General features: G+C 59.2%; 15 protein-coding genes. 9 read left to right on the plus strand and 6 right to left on the minus strand.

Going from position 1 to position 16,261, the window contains the following annotated elements; all coding sequences use genetic code 11:
• Positions 1-51: 51 nt before the first annotated feature.
• A complete protein-coding gene (locus ACGHP1_RS02245) occupies positions 52-963 on the minus strand; it encodes an HAD-IIB family hydrolase (RefSeq protein ID WP_223388218.1) in 912 nt (303 codons plus the stop codon).
• 147 nt (positions 964-1,110) lie between these two features.
• Here ACGHP1_RS02245 and ACGHP1_RS02250 point away from each other — a divergent pair, with 147 nt between their 5' ends.
• From ACGHP1_RS02250 to ACGHP1_RS02260, 3 genes are all read left to right on the plus strand, one after another.
• Positions 1,111-1,746 (plus strand): phosphatase PAP2 family protein, encoded by a 636-nt coding sequence (locus tag ACGHP1_RS02250; protein ID WP_390507501.1) that lies wholly within the window; start codon positions 1,111-1,113, stop codon positions 1,744-1,746.
• A 199-nt stretch (positions 1,747-1,945) separates the two neighbouring features.
• Complete coding sequence (locus tag ACGHP1_RS02255; RefSeq protein ID WP_154255517.1) at positions 1,946-2,620, plus strand: GntR family transcriptional regulator; 675 nt, start codon at positions 1,946-1,948, stop codon at positions 2,618-2,620.
• Positions 2,621-2,830: 210 nt separating this feature from the next.
• Positions 2,831-3,760: a hypothetical protein gene (locus ACGHP1_RS02260; protein WP_120120856.1), complete on the plus strand. Its 930-nt coding sequence runs from the start codon at positions 2,831-2,833 to the stop codon at positions 3,758-3,760.
• Between the two features lie 72 nt (positions 3,761-3,832).
• Here the strand turns inward: ACGHP1_RS02260 and ACGHP1_RS02265 are convergent, their stop codons facing one another.
• The 5 genes from ACGHP1_RS02265 to ACGHP1_RS02285 form a co-directional block, all read right to left on the minus strand.
• Positions 3,833-4,579: a J domain-containing protein gene (locus ACGHP1_RS02265; protein WP_118528665.1), complete on the minus strand. Its 747-nt coding sequence runs from the start codon at positions 4,577-4,579 to the stop codon at positions 3,833-3,835.
• Between the two features lie 98 nt (positions 4,580-4,677).
• Positions 4,678-5,517 (minus strand): DUF5685 family protein, encoded by an 840-nt coding sequence (locus ACGHP1_RS02270; protein WP_390507504.1) that lies wholly within the window; start codon positions 5,515-5,517, stop codon positions 4,678-4,680.
• Between the two features lie 6 nt (positions 5,518-5,523).
• Positions 5,524-5,919: a hypothetical protein gene (locus tag ACGHP1_RS02275; protein WP_005944061.1), complete on the minus strand. Its 396-nt coding sequence runs from the start codon at positions 5,917-5,919 to the stop codon at positions 5,524-5,526.
• A 126-nt stretch (positions 5,920-6,045) separates the two neighbouring features.
• Complete coding sequence (locus tag ACGHP1_RS02280; RefSeq protein ID WP_390507507.1) at positions 6,046-8,433, minus strand: glycoside hydrolase family 2 TIM barrel-domain containing protein; 2,388 nt, start codon at positions 8,431-8,433, stop codon at positions 6,046-6,048.
• A gap of 197 nt (positions 8,434-8,630) precedes the next feature.
• Positions 8,631-9,251, minus strand: coding sequence for a flavodoxin family protein (locus tag ACGHP1_RS02285; protein ID WP_005944067.1), 621 nt, complete (start codon positions 9,249-9,251; stop codon positions 8,631-8,633).
• A gap of 188 nt (positions 9,252-9,439) precedes the next feature.
• On the opposite strand from ACGHP1_RS02285, the gene rsmD reads away from it, so the two are divergent.
• The 6 genes from rsmD (at position 9,440) to murF (ending at position 16,247) form a co-directional block, all read left to right on the plus strand.
• On the plus strand, positions 9,440-10,027 hold the full coding sequence (rsmD, locus tag ACGHP1_RS02290) for a 16S rRNA (guanine(966)-N(2))-methyltransferase RsmD (RefSeq protein ID WP_044953972.1): 588 nt from the start codon (positions 9,440-9,442) through the stop codon (positions 10,025-10,027).
• On the plus strand, positions 10,024-10,485 hold the full coding sequence (locus ACGHP1_RS02295) for a hypothetical protein (RefSeq protein WP_005944071.1): 462 nt from the start codon (positions 10,024-10,026) through the stop codon (positions 10,483-10,485). Before rsmD ends, ACGHP1_RS02295 begins: the two co-directional genes overlap by 4 nt.
• 239 nt (positions 10,486-10,724) lie before the next feature.
• On the plus strand, positions 10,725-11,690 hold the full coding sequence (gene rsmH, locus ACGHP1_RS02300) for a 16S rRNA (cytosine(1402)-N(4))-methyltransferase RsmH (RefSeq protein WP_005944076.1): 966 nt from the start codon (positions 10,725-10,727) through the stop codon (positions 11,688-11,690).
• A 36-nt stretch (positions 11,691-11,726) separates the two neighbouring features.
• Positions 11,727-12,206 (plus strand): hypothetical protein, encoded by a 480-nt coding sequence (locus tag ACGHP1_RS02305; protein WP_005944079.1) that lies wholly within the window; start codon positions 11,727-11,729, stop codon positions 12,204-12,206.
• A 127-nt stretch (positions 12,207-12,333) separates the two neighbouring features.
• Positions 12,334-14,817 (plus strand): penicillin-binding transpeptidase domain-containing protein, encoded by a 2,484-nt coding sequence (locus ACGHP1_RS02310; RefSeq protein ID WP_390507510.1) that lies wholly within the window; start codon positions 12,334-12,336, stop codon positions 14,815-14,817.
• A 47-nt stretch (positions 14,818-14,864) separates the two neighbouring features.
• Positions 14,865-16,247, plus strand: a complete 1,383-nt coding sequence (murF, locus tag ACGHP1_RS02315; protein ID WP_338427642.1) for a UDP-N-acetylmuramoyl-tripeptide--D-alanyl-D-alanine ligase — start codon at positions 14,865-14,867, stop codon at positions 16,245-16,247.
• Positions 16,248-16,261 lie beyond the last annotated feature (14 nt).

Genomic DNA, 16,261 nt, shown 5'->3' on the forward strand with positions numbered 1-16,261 from the left:
CACAAAAATGACGAATGACCTGAAAAGCAGGGCCGTTTTGCCCCTGTTTGCTCAAATACCAAGCCTGCCGAACAGCTCTGCAACGCCGTCGTGGTCGCAGTCGGCTTCGCTCACAATGCTGCCAATGGCCTTGATCTGGGGCATTCCGTTGGCCATAACAGCGGCGATCCCTGCCTTTTCCAGCATGGCGCGGTCGTTCTCGCTGTCGCCCACGGCAAGGGTGTTCTCGTGGGGGATGCCCAGCAGGTCGGCCAGAGCCAGCAGGGCACTGCCCTTATCCACACCGGCAGCGGTCACTTCAATGTTATCCGGCGAACCCTGCACCACGGCCACGCCCGGGATAGCCTGAAACTTTGGCAGGGCAGCGGCGGTCTTTTCGGTGCTGTCGAAGAACATGCACAGTTTTTCGATCTCGTGCGCATGGCGGGACATCCAGCTCTCGATGCCGGGAATGACGGTAAAGCGGCCGTCGGTCAGGTTCTGCCGCGCCTCGGAGGAGAGAAAGCGGGCGGTGCGGGAGGTGAGCTTTGCAATGCCCTCCGGAGTCTTGATGGCAAGGCCGTCGCTGAATACGCTCAGCTCGCCATCGTACTGCTGGAACAGGTCAAAAGCTTCCCGTGCCACTTCTGTCGGCATCAGGCGGTGCAGCAGGCAGGCGGGTTCGCTGGTGTGGCGCTGGGCAGCGTTGGCATAGCGGCTGTGCACAGCACCCATGGGGTCATCGCCAAGGTCCCACACGGCGGCACCGTTGGAGGTGATGGCATACCGGATGCCGGGCAGCTTTGCCACAACAGGCGGCAGGCTGGCCAGCGGGCGGCCTGTGGCGGGCACCACCACCACGCCATGCTCTACAGCGCGGGCAATGGCTTGACGGGTGGCAAGGGTGACCTCGTTGTTCCGGTTCAGCAGGGTGCCGTCCAGATCCAGCGCGGCAAGGCGGACAAGGGGAAAGCTTTGCAACATAATGGCTCCTTTTATAATAGGTACGCTCAAAAACAGAGCGCAAGTTTACAACACTCTTTTTATTTTATCGCACCGGAAAGGTTTGCGCAAGATGGCGTGATGTGGTATAATCATACGTCATCACATTGAAAATATAGGAGAAATACCATGAATCCAAAACAATTGTGGAGCCGACGCCGCCCGCACCTGTGGTTCCAGCTGTACTGGGTGGTGTATCTGATCTGGTTCTTCTGGCTGGATCTGACCATCAAAGATCCCAAATATATCATCCACGCCCCGCTTGATGATCTGATCCCCTTCAATGAGTGGTTCATCTTTCCGTATTGCAGCTGGTTTGTGCTGCTGGCTGGTGTGACGGCCCTGCTGTGGTGGTGCGACACCCAAAGCTACGATAAGCTCTGCCTGACCATGTTTTCCGGCATGACCTTCTGCCTGATCCTGTACATGCTGCTGCCCAACGGTCTGGATATCCGCCCCACAGTGGATGCGGTGGGCCGCAGCAACATTGCAATGAGCATCATGCAGCTGATCTGGAGGGCGGATGCCTCGGTCAATGTGTGCCCGTCCATCCATTGCCAAAGCTCGGCCTGCATGGCACTGGCGTTCAGCCACAGCAAGCTGGCAAAGAAGCGCCCGGCCCTGAAAATTCTGGCCTGGGTGTGGGCTGCACTGATCTGTGCGTCCACCGTGTTCACCAAGCAGCACTCCATCATTGATGTGGTGTGCGGTCTGGCCGTGGCCTTTGTGTGGGTGCCGGTGGTGTACCGTTCCGCAAAAAAGTAAACGCAGCAAAAGCCCTTCACCCGGAGGGCTTTTGTGCTGCCATGGGGCCTGTCTTGACAAAACAGAGAAAAATGTTGGCGATTTTTAGTTGCAGCCACACTTGACAGCCGACCTGTGGTTGGGTAATATGGTCTTGATAACTTCAATACTAGTATATCAATTTTTGCTTTACACCGGAGGTTGAAGGGAGAGAGACCACATGTCATTACTGAGTGCGCGCGAAACGGCATACCAGACGATCCGCAGCCGGATCATCACGATGGAGCTGAAGCCCGGTGATCCGCTGAATGACCGGGAGCTGGCCGAAGAGCTGGGCATCAGCCGCACGCCCATGCGGGAGGCTTTGCTGATGCTCAATCTGGCCCGCATGGTGGACATCAAACCGCAGAGCGGCACCCATGTGGCACCCATCAACCTGAAGTTGATGGAGATGGAGCAGTTTGCCCGCTATACACTGGAAAAAGAGATCCTGAATCGGCTGCGCGGCCGTGTGACACCCCGGCAGGAGGAAGAATACCGCAGCAACATTGAGACATACCGTGTGCTGGAAGCGGATATGAGCCAGCCGGACCGCACTGCCCGTATGCTGGAGCTGGATAATGCATTCCACCGCAAATCCTTTGAGTTGTGCGGCATGGAAGCTCACTACGACCACATGCTGGCCAGCCTGCAGCATGTGGAGCGCATCCGCAAGTTCAGCCTGCAGACCGAGGAAAACAAGTCGGTCTGCTCCTCGCACACGGCAATTCTGGAAGCACTGCTGCACGGCAGCACGGACGACGTGAGCGAAGCGCTGGAAAGCCACCTGAGCCGGTATAAGCAGTCGGTGGCGCAGGCCCGCAGCGTCCACCCGGAATATTTTATCGATGAATGAACTTGAGGGAGAAACCACTGGAAGAGGGCAGGTTCCTCTTTTTTGCATAAAATATAAAAAAATTGAATTACTTGAATCACGTTATTGACCAAAACAGCGTTTTGCGGTAAAATCGAGGTGCAACAGGCATGGTATCATGCCGGTTCCCGACGCAGTGTGCCGTGGGGCGCGGCTGTGCGATCCCTTTATAGAATAAGGAGGTCTTAAGCAATGAAGGCCAAACGATTGATAGCTCTTGCACTGGCAGCAGTGTTCATGCTCAGCGCGGCAGCAACGCCGGTGTTTGCCGCAGCAGCTCTGCCGCAGGAAAATGCAGCGCTGGAGCAGCAGAATGATATGGTTTCCATCCGGCTCAAAGCCACGGGCGACCTTGTTTATGGCTCCAACTACAAGCTGGAGGTGCAGACCAACCCTGCCGATACCCAGTATATCGGTGTTGTGGTGGGCGTTGGCGGCGAAGCGAATGGCTATGTGACGCTGGTGCTGTCGGATAAGATCCGCACGCTGCTCAAGATGATCCCGCTGCCCAAGAAGATGTCCAAGACACCGGATCAGGCAGAGGAGTTCAATGTGTACAGCTACCTCAAGCAGCTGATCGACGGCAACGATGTCAGTGTGCTGCTGCGGGTGGCCGATGAGGCCGTCTCGGTGATGGATGTACTGCACTTCTATGTGCCTACCATCGATCAGGTGTCCAACGGCCTGCGCCTTGCGCTGAACCTGATCCGCAAGTATCTGCCGGAGGGCGCGTTCAGCCGCATTTATCTGGATGAGCAGCCGGTGGATGCCGGCAACTATGTGGCCGGTGCACTGGCGCTGGAAAGCAGCGATATGAACACCGCAGGCTTTGCCATGTTCAAGATCAAGCCCAAGACAAACGGCGTGCGCATGTACTGGGCACAGCAGGCCGAAAAGCCCATGACCGCCGAAGAGCTGCAAAGCTTCAATGAAGCGGCTGTGCTGGAAGTGGATGGTCAGGTGGTGCCCACCGATAAGATCCGCTACAGCTACAAGAAGTCCGGCTGGGGCTGTGATGCCACCAGTGAGCTGCCCACAGAGCCGGGCACCTATGTGCAGACGGCAGAGATCGGCGGCAATTACTCCTGCAGCAAGATCAGCCGCAACATCACTGTAAAGTGATGTCGTAAAGCAAAAACAAGACCCCGCACCAGAAGGTGCGGGGTCTTGCTGTATCTTATGAGAAAAACGGGATCACATGCGGAACCGGAAGCCCCAGCCGCCGCAGCAGCAGTTGCAAAGCAGGTTCAGCAGGATCATGCTCCAGCACCACTGCATCAGGCCGCCGGGGCTGGTGTAGGTGGCCTGTGTGGTGCGGTAGGTCTGGCCGGGGTTCTGCATCCGGCGCAGGTGCATCTGGTACTCGGTGTTGCCCGGGTCCAGCTGCACGGCACGGCGGGCATCCTGCAGCGCATCGATGCGGTTGCCCAAGCCCTGATTTGCGAGGGAGGAAAGATAATACCACCGGGCATTGCGGCCGGTCATGCCGTCCAGCACGCGGCGGGCCTCCGCATAGCGGCCATTGGCCACAAAGTTGCGGGCGGCCTGCATCTCCGGGCTGTCGGAGCCGGAATAGCTTGCGCCCTGCTGGCCATAACCCTGCTGGTAGCCGCCAAAGCCAAACCCGAAACCGAACGGGTCAAAGCCATCGAATCCGTCAAAACCGCCGTAACCGTTCTGATAACCCTGCTGCTGGTAGCTCTGCTGGCCGTAACCCTGTTGTTGGTAGCTGCCGTAGGGATTTCCGCCCATCTGGGGGCCGGTCTCGCCCTTGGTAATGGCATCGTAAGCCGCCTGCACTTCCTTGAAGTGCTCCTCGGCGGTAGGATCGTTGGGGTTCAGGTCCGGGTGCCAGCGCTTGCACTTGGCGCGGTATGCTTTTTTGATCTCGTCATCGCTTGCGCCGCGCGAAACGCCCAGCACCTCATAGGGGTCTCTCATGGATATACTTCCTCACGTCTCATTTCGCGCAGTCACAGTGCCGCGCAATGTTTATAGTCTACCGTATTGCCGTGGAAAAATCAAGACAAAGCCGCCATTCAGCCACGGCTGCGGGCCTGCTTGGCTGTTTTGCAGTTGTATTTGAGCCATACGCCGGAGTAAAGGATGTTGCGCAGCAGGTCTGCGTCCTCCACGCAGGGCAGGCGTTCAAAGCTCTGGGCACACTGCGCCAGCAGCAGCTCAAAGATCTCTTTCATCTCTTCCTCATAGCCGGGCTGCTGGCTGAGTGCTTTCAGCGGATTGTAGGCCCCCTTGCGCTGGTCGTGCTCCAGATCGTCATAGGCATCCAGCAGGTAGATGAACTTGCCCAGATGGAAGCCGATGCTGCGCAGCTCCGGCGACCAGTGATCCTGCCGGTAGTCGAACAGCTCTGCCATCAGCTCGCCAAAGCAGCCGGACACGGCATCCAGATCTTCGCTCCCGGCAGCTTCATATTCTGCCAGCCTGTCCAGACAGGTGCGGATGGCGCTGCACTGACGGGGCCAGCGGCTCTCGGCAGCCTGCTTACAGCCGGTAAGCAGCTTTTCATATCCAAGGCCCAGCAGGCTGCGGTCGTCCTTCCACTTATCCTCGGCGTTGTAGTAGTGCAAGGCTACGCTCAGATCTGCACAGTAATCGGTGGGGGAGGCCGCCCGCCATTTCACACCGCCCAAGGGGTGGATGGGGCACCGGTCGTGGCCGGAAGAAGCTTCGGTCTCGCCCTCGTACAGGCTGCACAGCAGCAGGTTCAGGAAGGTGAGGTCATAGCTCAGCGTAAAGCGGCCCCGCAGGCCGTGCAGTGCGTCGATGCGGCGGCACAGCCCGCAGTAGGCGGTGCGGTAGCGCTTTTGTGCTTCGTCCGAAAGCGCGGCCTGATTGGGCACAACATAACCAAACATGGCCGCTCAGCTCTTTTTGATGAACTGGGTGCCGCAGCGCGGGCAGGAGATCTGGATGCGGCCGCGGCCACGGGGCACACGCAGCTTCTGGCGGCACTTGGGGCAGCGGTAGTAGTGGTAGAGCTTGCGGTTGGCCCACTGATCCTTCAGACCGCGGAACTTACGGTCTACGCGGTCCTTCAGGGCATAGTACTGGTAGTTCTCCTCCGTGCGCTTGGAAATGTTGCGGCTGAGCGAGCGGTAGTAGCACAGCACCAGCAGCACCAGACCCAGCCATGTGAACAGGCTGAAGCGGGTGAGCAGCGAGATCAGCAGCAGCACGATGGACGCGATGCTCAAAAACTGGTTCAGGCCATCGGTACCGTAGCGGCCGATCATAAACTGACGGAATTTTTCTCTCATAACTCCTGCATCCTTTGTTTTGGAATCAAAGCGGGCGCGCCCGCCGTTATTTTACAGTTCTTAGGATACCAGTCAACCATGATGAAATTTTGAACAGAGTGCAAATCTATCATGAAGGGACGGAAATTAAGCTTCCCGGCAACGGATGGTCACCACAGCATCGGTATCCAGCGCACCCTCCATGCGGCAGTGCAGCACGGCGCGGCCCGCTTCGCCGGTGGTGGCAAGGTAGGTGCCCGCCATGCCGCCGCGCAGCGGCACCACGCTGGGACCAATGATCTTCAGCGGGCCGTCCACGCTCAGCTGAACGGCTTCGCCGCAGTAGGGCAGCAGGTTGCCGTTCTGGTCGATGGCGCGCAGGCTGACAGCGGCGCAGTCCCAGGTGGGGCCGTCGGTGAGGATGGGGTTGTGCACGGTGCATTCCAGCCGGACGCTCTGCACCGGTTCCCGCACCACGGTGCGCACGGTGCGGCCATGCCACACGGCTTCAAAACGGTAGGCTGCGCACGGTGTGCCCAGCACGCCGATGTATTTGTAATACATGCGGGCTACCTCGTTCCAGCTCAGCCGCAGCGAAAGCATCCGCGCCTTGGAAAGCGGCGAAAGCTCCATGGCATCCCGGCGCATCTCGTTCAGGATAGCGGCTGTCATCTGGGCGGAGGCCTGGTCCATGCCCTCGTACTTTTCCAACAAAGAACCCACAAAATCGTTGATCTCAATGGGCGGATGCGTCATGGCGGCAAAACGGCCGTGCCGGTCAGGCGTGAACTCGGCAATGTAGTCGTTGCCGCGGTACAGCCGCACGCTTTCGGCGTTGGTGAACACCCAGCAGGCCGTGGGAACGCCGCCGGGTAGGTCGCCCAGTGCCATGCCGGAAGAGACTTCCAGCACGATGTCCGAGGGGGAACGCGGCGTTTTCTGGCTTGCATATACCGCCGCCGAAAGCTTCGGGTTGCGGAACATATCCATCACACCGTGGTAGCAGATGCGGTCGCCGCTGCCAAATTCCCGGTGGGTGTTGTAATCGGCCATGCACCAGCCAAAGCTGCCGGCCACGCCCTGCTGCGCAATGGAATCGTTGATCCCGGCGGCATAGCGCAGAGCCTGCACCAGCCGGTGAGTCTCGTCGTCAAAGGGCTTGGTGGGCAGCTGCTGCCCGCCGAATTCGCTGATGAGGTAGCCCTTGCGGGGATCGGAAGTCACCGCGGCGCGGGCTTCGCAGGCGGCACCGCGCCCACGGTAAGAGTAATCGTTGTAGGCGTAAACATCCTCCAGCAGCTGGCTCTTGCGGTGGTTCCGCGCGCCTGCCGTGGGGCGGGTGGGGTCCAGCCGGTGGATGGCCTCGTTGGTGCGCTTATAAAACGCTTCGTCGTCGGCGCTGCCGTTTACACGGGCACCCCACAAAAAGATGCTGGGGTGGTTGCGGCACTGGCATACCATTTCGCGGCAGTTCTGCAAGGCCTGCGCCTTCCAGCTCTCGTCGCCGATGTATCGCCAGCCGGGCATCTCGGTGAACACCAGCAGGCCCAGCTCATCGCAGGCATCCAGAAACGCCGGGCTCTGGGGGGAATGGCTGGTGCGCACCGCGTTGCAGCCAAGGTCTTTTTTCAGGATCTGAGCATCCAGCCGCTGGATGCTGTCCGGCATGGCATAGCCCTGATAGGCGTAGCTCTGGTGGCGGTTCAGGCCCCGCAGCTCCACGCGCTGACCGTTCAGATACAGCCCGCCTGCCACGAACTGCACGGTGCGGAAGCCGAAGCGGATGGTCTTTTCGTCCAGCACACGGTCCGGCAGACCGGCAGAGCCGGGGCGGATCAGCTGTACGGTGAGGGTGTACAGGGTGGGATGCTCGATGCTCCACGGGTGCACACCGTTCAGCACGCCGGTGATGGGCAGGGAAAGCTCGCCGCTGTAGGCGGCGCGGCTGCCGGAAGGGCTGCAGATCTCGGCCTGCAGTGTGCAGCCTACCGTCTCACCCACGGTGGAGGTATAGATGCGGAAATCGCCCTCGGCCTTTGCCTCGATGAACACATCCCGCAGGTAAGCGGGCTCCTTGATGTCCAGACTGACGGCACGGTAGATGCCGCCGTAGGTCAGGTGATCGATCTGCCCGCCAAAGGGAGGAATGTTCAGATCCTCACGGCTGTCGCAGCGCACAGCCACCACGTTTTTCTGACCCAGATGCAAAGCGCTGGTCAGATCTACCGTGAAGGCGGTGTAGCCGCAGGCGTGGTGGAACAGCCGCCGCCCGTTGCAGAACACGGTCGTGTCATGGGCAACAGCACCAAAGGTGAGCAGAACAGTGCGGCCTGCCCACTCTCTGGGTGCAAAAAACTCCCGCCGGTAGCCGCACAGGCACTGGTATTCATTTTCGTTGCAGTAATTGTAGGGCAGCACCCGCACAGTGTGGGGGATGCGCACCGGTTCCAGTTCCAGTCCGCACTCCGGCCGCACCAGTGCCGGGTCGAACCGGGGCGTGAACAGCCAGCCTTCGTTCCAATCGTAGTGTTCCATACAAGGGTCTCCATCCTGCTAAAATCACTTTACATCTTATAGTAACACAAACTTATGAACGAAAAAAGAAGCTGCAGCCCCATTTCCAAAGGATTTTTGCCGCTTTTGGCACGAAATGGCGTGGACTGCAAAGAAAAAGAGGCTCAGAGCAGCTTATGGACTGTTCTGAGCCTCTGGATCAGAAATTGATTTTCCGATCAGCGGATAAAATTAGTCATGGGGCGCTTGGGGTTCTGCGGGTGTTCAAAGCCTGCGGCCCTGCCTGCTTCGATGCAGTGCAGCAGCCATGCCATGTTGCGGCCCAGCTCCTGCATTACGGCGCAGCCCTCGGCATCCTGCAGCACTTGCTCGGCATTGGAGCCGTGCACCATGGCCCAGTAGGAGCCGTTCACCAGCGGCATGTGGAAGAACTGCGGGTACTTTACCAGCTGGTCCAGCGTGGTGGTGGTGCCTGCACGGCGGGCCGAGCAGCAGATGGCGGCGGGCTTGTAGGCCAGATATCTGCCGCCCGCGTAGGCAAGGCGGTCCATGAAGCTGGTCATGTTGCCGGATGCGGATGCATAGTGCACCGGGCTGCCGAACACGAAGCCATCGGCAGTTTTGGCCTTCTCGATGGCCTCGTTGACCACGCCGCCAAACACGCAGCCGTTGCCTGCGGCACAGCCGCCGCAGCCGATGCAGCCGCCCACGGGTTTGCCGCCGACATGCAGGATCTCAGTGTCCACACCGGCATCGTTCAGTTCCTTTGCAATGAGCGAAAGGGCGGTATAGGTGCAGCCTTTTTCGTGCGGGCTGCCGTTGATGAGCAGAACTTTCATGGGAATACTCTCCTTTTATGCCAGAATGCGCCGCAAAAGCCCGGCGCTGCCAGTTTTATTGTAGCACAAACCGCCAGACGGCGCAACGCGCGGCCCTTGACAAGAATATGCAGTTGGGTGATAATAAAGTGATACAAAAAACGTGTTTGCAGCCACATCTTCCGGCTGCAAGGAGGAGGAGAAAGAACATGCGCGTGATCGCAGGAGAAGCCCGGGGCCGCAGTCTGGAGGCCCTGCCGGGGACCGACGTGACCCGGCCCACCCTTTCGCAGGTAAAGGAGGCGATGTTCAGCATCGTCCAGTTCGACCTGCCCGGCGCACGGGTGCTGGACCTGTATGCGGGCAGCGGCCAGCTTGGCATTGAAGCACTGAGCCGCGGCGCGGCGCGCTGCGTGTTTCTGGACGAGAACCGCGAGGCGGTGAACATCATCATGCGCAACTGCAAGGCCTGCGGCGTGTTCGACCGCAGCCGTGTCAATATCGGCGAAGCTGCGCGGTATCTTTCCGCCTGCCGCGAGCAGTTCGACATCGTACTGCTGGACCCGCCCTTCCGCAATGGTACACTGGAAAAGATCCTGCCTGCGGTGGATAAATGCACCGCGCCCGGCGGCATCGTGCTGTGCGAGAGCGAGACCGGCATCGTGCTGCCGGCCGAGGCTGGCGGCCTGACCCTGAAAAAACAGTACAAGTACGGCAGGGTGCTGCTGTGGAAATACACAAAGCCCATGCAGAACACAGACCCTGCCGAGAACGAACCGAAGGGAGAAGCACTATGAACGTGAACGAACTTTTGGATACCATTGAGGATGCTCTGGAGGAAGGTGCCAATGTGCCCCTTTCCGGCGGCAAAAAGATCGTGGATGTGGAGCAGATCCGGGATTATCTGGACGAGATCCGCGCAAACCTGCCCGGCGAGCTGCGGCAGGCCCAGCAGATCGTGAACGACCGCGCTCAGATCGTGGAGACGGCCAACGCACAGGCGCAGGCCATTGTGAAAAAGGCTGAGGAGCGGGCGCGCATTCTGGTGAGCGAAGCCGAGATCGTGAAGGCTGCACAGCAGCGCGCCGGGGAAATCACCACTGCAGCCCAGAACGAGGCCCGCACCCTGCGCCAGACCGTGACCGACTATTGCGACAACATGCTCAAGAACACCGAGGAAACAATGGTGGAAAATGCGGCACAGGTAAAGAATGTGCGCGCAAATCTGCGCCAGAACGCCAAGAAAAACGGCTGAAGACAGCCTTTTTCACACACAAATTACACATACGGCAAAAACCAAAGTTCCTGCAGGCAGAAATGACGGCCGACAGGGACTTTTTTTGTTGCATTTTGCGGCAAAAACGGGAGCACAAACCCTTGCAATCAGGGGCCTGATTTGTTAAAATAAAACTGTGTCATCGGGTAAAAGTGTGCGCTGTGTGCACAGTGCCCGGAACACGGAAAGCTTATGAACTGAGAAAGGAGGCCGCAGCGATGGAACTTGAAACACAAGCAGCCTTTGACCCGGCCTCGTTTGAGCATATCCCCGTTCTGCTGAACGAGTGTCTGGAGGGTCTTTCCATTGATCCGGCCGGCACCTACCTTGACGGCACCGCAGGCGGCGCGGGACATTCCCGCCAGATCGCCTTGCGGCTGGATGCAGAAAAGGGCGGCAGGCTGATCTCGCTGGATCAGGACCCGGACGCGGTGCAGACCGCGCGTGCCCGCCTTGCGGGCCTGCCTGCCACGGTGGTGCAGATCAACTTCCGCTATGCCGGACAAGCTCTGGAAAGCCTTGGCATCGACAAGGTCAACGGCGCGCTGCTGGATCTGGGCGTTTCCAGCCATCAGCTGGACGATGCGGCCCGCGGCTTTTCCTACCGTGCGGATGCACCGTTGGACATGCGGATGAGCCAGCAGGGCGAAACGGCAGCGGACCTTGTGAACACCGAGAGCCGCGAAGAGCTGGCACGCATCCTGCGGGATTACGGCGAAGAACCTTTCGCATGGCAGATCGCGGGCAGGATCGTGGAGGCAAGGGAGAATTCTCCCATCGAAACGACTCTGCAGCTGGCAGACATCGTGGCCAGTGCCATGCCCCCGGCGGAACGCCGCAAAAACAAGAACCCTTCCCGCCGCACCTTTCAGGCGCTGCGCATTGCAGTGAACCATGAACTGGATGCGCTGGAAGAAGGCTTGGATACTATTTTTGATCACCTTGCGCCGGGCGGCCGGCTGTGCGTGATCACCTTCCACTCGCTGGAGGACCGGCTGGTGAAGAACAAATTTCGCCGCTGGTCCACCGCGTGCACCTGCCCGCCGGAGTTTCCGGTGTGCGTATGCGGCGGCAAAGCCAAAGCGAAGCTGATCACCCGCAAACCCATTGAAGCAAACAGTCAGGAATTGGAAGAGAACCGGCGCAGCCGGTCCGCCCACCTGAGAGTTTTGGAAAAATGCTGAACGGCTGGAGCCGTTGTGTGAGGAGGAGAGCAAACCATGGGTCAGGCAGCATATGATTATAACGCGGTACGCCGCAGAAAAGCCCCGCAGACACAGCGCAAGGCAGATCTGCGGGTAGCAAAGGGCGGCAAGCGTCGGCTTTCGCCGCTGCAGGCAGCGGTGCACAACGCCATGCATCTGGTAGCAGCAGCACTGCTGGTGGGGTTTGCCATCAGCCTGCTGTGGAGCGAGTCCAAGCTGGTGGAGCTGAACGACCAGATTCAGGACGCAAAGGCTCAGCTGGTCAGTGAGCAGAGCCAGTATACTTACTATAACAGCACCCTGAACAGCAAGACCAACATCACCAGCGTGGAAGAGACGGCCGGCAGGCTGGGCCTGATGAAAATTGATCAGAGCCAGATCACCTACATCCGTTTGGGCGAGAGCGACACGCTGGAGCGCACCCAGTCCGCTGTGCGGCAGTGGACCGACTTTATCTACAACGGTGCCGTGAACATTCTTGGCACTGTAAAGTGAACCAAATACGGGAAAGCGTGCGGCAGCGCACGCTTTTTCGGTTTATACACCCTGTTTGCAGGACAGTTCCAAATTTGACAAAAGCGCGGCAGAAGGCGGCAAATGCCCGCTGCCGCAGGAGCATACCATGTGGAAATTCTTCCGAAAATTCATCAAAAAAATAAAAGGCCCCTGGCCGGAAACCAGCACCGGTGCCCGCATGAACCCCAGAACCAGTCTGATCTGCGGCGGTCTGGCCCTTGTGGTCATGGGCCTTGCTGCGGCCCGTGTGACCTACAGCCTGTATGATATCCAGATCAAAAACGGTGACACCTACCGCCAGCTGGCCGCAAAGCAGCAGCTACTGGATACCACCATCAAGGCCACCCGCGGCGAGATCTACGATACCTCCGGCATCACGCTGGCCTCCACCAGCGTGGTGTGGACCATCTGGGCCGACCCGGACAACAGCAAAATCTTATATACCACCACCGGCAAGGATGAGGAGACGGTGCGCACGCTGGACACGGCCATGTGCGCCGAGGTCAGCCGGGAACTGACCCTGCGCCTGCTTTCCGGCGACGGTGAAAGTCTGGACGCGGTGGACACTTCCTCGGAAGCGTACCAGACCCAGTACCAGAAGGTTTACGATGCACTTTCCAAGATGGACACCAAGTATCAGGTGCTGGCCACCAAGGTGAACAACGCTGTCAAGCTGTCCATCGAATCCTACGTTTCCCAGTTCAACAAGGCACACAAGCGTGCCACTGAGACCTCCCGCAAGGGCAACATCTCGGTCGGCAGCGAGAAGAGCTTCCAGCGCAATTACCCCTACGGAGCGTTTGCAGCGGCAGTGCTGGGCTTTACCGATGCGGACGGCATTGGTACTTACGGTCTGGAAAAATCCTATCAGTCCACGCTGGCCGGTGTGGATGGCCGCACCATTACCCAGCGCAATGCCTACGGCAACGCCATTGCGGACGAGAATGCCACCACCTTTGCAGCCAAGGATGGCTCCAATCTGGTGCTTTCGCTGGATGTGAATGTGCAGGAGATCGTGGAACGGTATCTGAACGAAGCCATTGCAGCCAACACGGTGGAGAACCGCGGCTGCGCCATCGTGATGAACGTCAAGACCGGTGCCATCCTTGCCATGGCTTCCAAGCCGGATTTTGACCCCAACGACCCGCTGGACTACAGCGCAAATCTGGATTACCTCAACGAGCTGGTGCGCGCTGAGCCGGAGCTGTACGGCATCTACAAAAAGGATGAGAACGGCAACGAGCTGAAGGACGCAAACGGCAACCGCATTCTGGACGAGGAGGGCGATTACTCCGGCTACTTCCGCGATATCCAGTGGAAAAACAAGGCCATCACCGAGTTGTACTACCCCGGCAGTGTGTTCAAGGTGATCACCTCGGCCATGGGCGTGGACTCCGGCCTTGCAAACATCAACACCACCTTTACCTGCGCCGGTGCTTACGGCGTGGCAAAGGAGACCTACCACTGCGCAGGCCACAAAGCCCACGGCACCATCACACTGGCCGAAGCTCTGCGCCAGAGCTGCAATATCTACTATATCCAGCTGGGCCAGCGCGTTGGCTCCCAGACCTTCTATAACTACTTCGATGCCTTTGGCTTTACCAGCCGCACCGGCGTGGACCTGCCCAGTGAGACGGGCTTCATGCAGTATTATAAGGCCAACCAGCTGGGCGAAGTGCAGCTGGCTTCCTCGGCCTTTGGTCAGGCAATGGCCATCACCCCGCTGCAGATGTGCACCGCTGTGGCCGCAGCCGTCAACGGCGGCTATCTGGTCACGCCCCATGTGGTGGATAAGATCACCGATGCAAATGGCAACGTGATCGAGGAGATCGGTGCCAATGTGCGCCGTCAGGTCATCAGCGAGAGCACCAGCAATGTGATCCGCCAGTTCATGGAATATGAGGTGGGCGCCGGTACCGGCGGCGGCAAGTATGCCTATGTGTCCGGCTACCGTATCGGCGGCAAGTCCGGCACTTCCGAACAGTTGAACATGGACCGCCGCGCTGATGGCGACTACAAGAAGGTGGCATCCTTTGCCGCTGTCCTGCCCGCCGACGACCCGGAGATCATCGTCTATGTGATGCTGGATGACCCCAACAACGCCAGAACGGACTACTCGTCCCTGCTGGCAGCGCCCGTTGTGGGCAACATCATCAGCGAGATCGCACCCTACCTTGGCATTGCCGCCGACGGCGAGGATCGCAGCCAGACTGTGGTCACTGTGCCGAATCTGGTGGGCACCGAGTGGAGCAGTGCGCAGGTGCAGCTGAACATCAAGGGCCTCAGGCATCAGCTGGCCGAAAGCACCACCAGTCAGGCGGCAGCAGCTGTCACCTACCAGTATCCGCACGCGGGTGCAAAGGTGGCCTACGGCACCACCGTGTACCTGTATACCGATACCTATGAGGGCAGCCATACCGATGTGCCGGATGTGACCGGCAAGAGCGCGGACTTTGCCCGCCAGATGCTGTCTGCCGCCGGATTGAACTGTGTGGTGGAGGGCAATGCGAACGGCACTGTGCAGGCCCAGAGTGCAGACCCCGGTTCCAGTGTGCAGCGCGGCACCGTCGTGACCATTACCTGTGGATAAGAGAGAGTATCCTGTGATCCTGAATAAACAGAGAGGGGACATGAACAATGGAAAAAATTTCTGCAAGCAAGCTTCTGGCAGGGCTGGTGCCCGCAGACTTCATCCGGGAAGAGGTGCAGGTGGAACTGGTGACCACCGACAGCCGCGAGGTGCGGCCCGGCTGCATTTTTGTAGCGTTCCCGGGTGAAAAATTTGACGGCCACGATTTTGCGGCCAAAGCACTGGAGAACGGTGCTGTTTATGTGGTGGTGAACCACCCGGTGGAGGGCGTGCCTGCGGAAAAGGCCATCCTCTGCCCGGACAGCTACCACGCCATGATGGTGATGGGCGCGAACTACCGCAGCCAGTATCACCCCAAGATGGTGGGTGTGACCGGCAGCGTGGGCAAGACCACCACCAAGCAGATGACCTACGCCGCCCTTGCAGGCTTTGGCGAGACCATCAAGACCGAGGGCAACCAGAACAATGAACTGGGCATGCCCCGCACCTTGATGCGGCTGGAAAGCAGCACTGAGTATGCCGTGATCGAGATGGGCATGAGCCATGCGGGCGAGATCGACCGTCTGGCCCGGGCCGCACGCCCGGATGTGGGCATCATTACCTGCATCGGTGTGTCCCACATCGGCAATCTGGGTAGTCAGGAGAACATCTGCAAGGCAAAGCTGGAGATCTGCAACGGCCTGCCGGAGGGTGCACCGCTGGTGCTGAACTATGATGATAAGTTCCTGCGCGCCGCAAAGCTGCCCGCCCACGTGAAGCCGGTATGGTTCAGTCTGGCAGATGAGAACGCTGATGTGTGTGCACTGTCCATCCGGCAGGAAGAGGACGGCATGAGCTTTGTGCTGGAAGATCAGGAAGAGGGCACCTTTGTGGTCAAGATCCCGGCCATGGGCAAGCACAATGTGGCAAACGCTCTGGCTGCCTACTGCGCCGCCACCCGCTTGGGCTGCGACCCGCGCGGTGTCATCAAGGGGCTTTCCAATTTTGAGCAGACCGGCCGCCGCCAGAAGGTGGTGCACAGCAAGGGCGTTACCGTCATTGAGGATTGCTACAATGCAAACCCCGACAGCATGAAGGCCGCGCTTGCCATGTTCAAGGAATTCCCCTGCAAGCGCCGCTTTGCCCTGCTGGGCGATATGCTGGAGCTGGGCGAGCTGTCCCGCGAAGCCCACGAGGAGCTGGGCCGTCTGGCTGCGGAGAGTGATCTGTACTGCCTTGTGACCTACGGCGAAAACGCAAAGCGCACGGCTGTGGTGGCTGCGGCCAAGGGGGTCAAGACCCTCCATGCCAACAACTACCGCGAGGCAGCGGATGCTCTGCTGAACCGGATAGAGCCGGGCGATGCCCTGCTGGTGAAGGCAAGCCGCGGCATGGCGCTGGAAAAAGTGCTGGAAATTTTCTACGCAGAGCAGAAAGATGCCGAAAAATAACCCTTTGGCATGAA

This window comes from Faecalibacterium sp. i21-0019-B1, from assembly GCF_042852915.1.
Classification (GTDB): domain Bacteria; phylum Bacillota; class Clostridia; order Oscillospirales; family Ruminococcaceae; genus Faecalibacterium; species Faecalibacterium taiwanense.

Coding starts and splice junctions, on each gene's coding strand:
- ACGHP1_RS02245 (WP_223388218.1), bottom strand. CDS start 963: ATGTTGCAAAGCTTTCCCCTTGTCCGCCTTGCCGCGCTGGATCTGGAC.
- ACGHP1_RS02250 (WP_390507501.1), top strand. CDS start 1,111: ATGAATCCAAAACAATTGTGGAGCCGACGCCGCCCGCACCTGTGGTTC.
- ACGHP1_RS02255 (WP_154255517.1), top strand. CDS start 1,946: ATGTCATTACTGAGTGCGCGCGAAACGGCATACCAGACGATCCGCAGC.
- ACGHP1_RS02260 (WP_120120856.1), top strand. CDS start 2,831: ATGAAGGCCAAACGATTGATAGCTCTTGCACTGGCAGCAGTGTTCATG.
- ACGHP1_RS02265 (WP_118528665.1), bottom strand. CDS start 4,579: ATGAGAGACCCCTATGAGGTGCTGGGCGTTTCGCGCGGCGCAAGCGAT.
- ACGHP1_RS02270 (WP_390507504.1), bottom strand. CDS start 5,517: ATGTTTGGTTATGTTGTGCCCAATCAGGCCGCGCTTTCGGACGAAGCA.
- ACGHP1_RS02275 (WP_005944061.1), bottom strand. CDS start 5,919: ATGAGAGAAAAATTCCGTCAGTTTATGATCGGCCGCTACGGTACCGAT.
- ACGHP1_RS02280 (WP_390507507.1), bottom strand. CDS start 8,433: ATGGAACACTACGATTGGAACGAAGGCTGGCTGTTCACGCCCCGGTTC.
- ACGHP1_RS02285 (WP_005944067.1), bottom strand. CDS start 9,251: ATGAAAGTTCTGCTCATCAACGGCAGCCCGCACGAAAAAGGCTGCACC.
- rsmD (WP_044953972.1), top strand. CDS start 9,440: ATGCGCGTGATCGCAGGAGAAGCCCGGGGCCGCAGTCTGGAGGCCCTG.
- ACGHP1_RS02295 (WP_005944071.1), top strand. CDS start 10,024: ATGAACGTGAACGAACTTTTGGATACCATTGAGGATGCTCTGGAGGAA.
- rsmH (WP_005944076.1), top strand. CDS start 10,725: ATGGAACTTGAAACACAAGCAGCCTTTGACCCGGCCTCGTTTGAGCAT.
- ACGHP1_RS02305 (WP_005944079.1), top strand. CDS start 11,727: ATGGGTCAGGCAGCATATGATTATAACGCGGTACGCCGCAGAAAAGCC.
- ACGHP1_RS02310 (WP_390507510.1), top strand. CDS start 12,334: ATGTGGAAATTCTTCCGAAAATTCATCAAAAAAATAAAAGGCCCCTGG.
- murF (WP_338427642.1), top strand. CDS start 14,865: ATGGAAAAAATTTCTGCAAGCAAGCTTCTGGCAGGGCTGGTGCCCGCA.